The organism is Streptomyces sp. NPDC059788 (genome assembly GCF_042732265.1).
Lineage (GTDB): Bacteria > Actinomycetota > Actinomycetes > Streptomycetales > Streptomycetaceae > Streptomyces.
This window is the reverse complement of record NZ_JBHWHY010000122.1, coordinates 1-1176: the sequence shown is the minus strand read 5'-3', so window position 1 is coordinate 1176 and position 1176 is coordinate 1. Positions and strand designations below refer to the sequence as shown.

The following is a 1176-nucleotide window of genomic DNA, read 5'->3' as shown; positions in this document are numbered from 1 at the left end:
GCGGCCTGGACGGTGGTGTTGGTCTGCAAGGGGCCGTGCAGGTCGACGCCGTGGTCGCGACGGGCCTCGGTCAGCGCGGCAGCGTTGACGTAGCCGGCGTCGGCCCAGTGCTCGCCGGGCAGCGCGGCCCGTCCGGCGAGACGGGCATGAACGGTCTTGACGATGTGGTCGTCGCTGACGGTGGCCGGTGTGGTGGTGACATCGGTCAGCAGCCGGGGCGCACCGTCGTCGCAGGACTCCGTCAGATGGACCTTGAAGCCGTCCCACTTGGTGTCGCGCTTCACGCTGTAGCGTGCGTCCACGTCATAGGGGCTGGCCAGGCACATCGCGCCTGGCGGGCGGTCTTTTGGGGTCCGCTGGCGCACCTGCCCCTGGCCGTCGACGAAGAACTCCTGCACCCAGGCCTTGCGCAGCACCTGCACTGCGGGCACCTCGCGCAGCCAGCCGGGCGCCTCGTCGGCGAACACGCTGTTCAGCACTCGCATCCCGTCGGCCCCGGTTCGATCGGCCAGCTCACTCCGCTTGGTGCGGCCCTTGGGCAGCCAGTACTCCTCAGCCCGGGCCGCGTAGCGGTCATACCAGGCGGGATCGGCGCGGGCGGCGAGCCAGCCGGGAGCCACAGCGGCCAGCGCGTTGAGCGCGGCCCGCAGCGTCTCGATGGCGAACTCCAGCCGGTTCAGCGACCGGATCGCCGCCAGCACATGTGTGGAATCGGTCCTCGCCCGTCCCCGCACCGGCAGTAGCCCGGCCTCACGGGCCGCCGCAAGGACCCGGTCGAACACCGCCTGCCCGCCGTCGGCCTCCGCCAGCCGGGCGCGGAACTCGCTGAGAACGGAGTAGTCGAAGCCTGCATCGGCCAGCTCCAGGCCCAAGGCGTACTTCCAGTCGATCCGTCCCCGCACCGCCTGAGCGGCCTGCCGGTCCGGCAAGCCCTCGACGAACTGCAACACCGAGACCAGCGCGAGCCGGCCCGGAGAGAAGGCGGGCTTGCCCCGCGCCGCGAACAAGCCGACGAACTGCTCGTCCGTGAACAGCACACCCAGCTCGTCCCGGATCCGGATCATCAGACTGCCCTTGGGGAAGGCCGCCCGTGCCACCCGCACCGTCTCCGCCGGAACCTCTCCAGGCTCCTCCGGCCGCATCGACACCCGACACCCTCCCCACACAACAACGTCG

The 1176-nt window shown here is 71.1% G+C and carries 1 protein-coding gene; it reads right to left on the bottom strand.

Features of this window, described 5'->3' with window-relative positions; genetic code table 11:
• The coding region (locus ACFV57_RS42665) for a transposase (RefSeq protein WP_385244698.1) at positions 1–1148 on the bottom strand (1148 nt) is incomplete at its 3' end.
• Between the last annotated feature and the right edge of the window lie 28 nt (positions 1149–1176).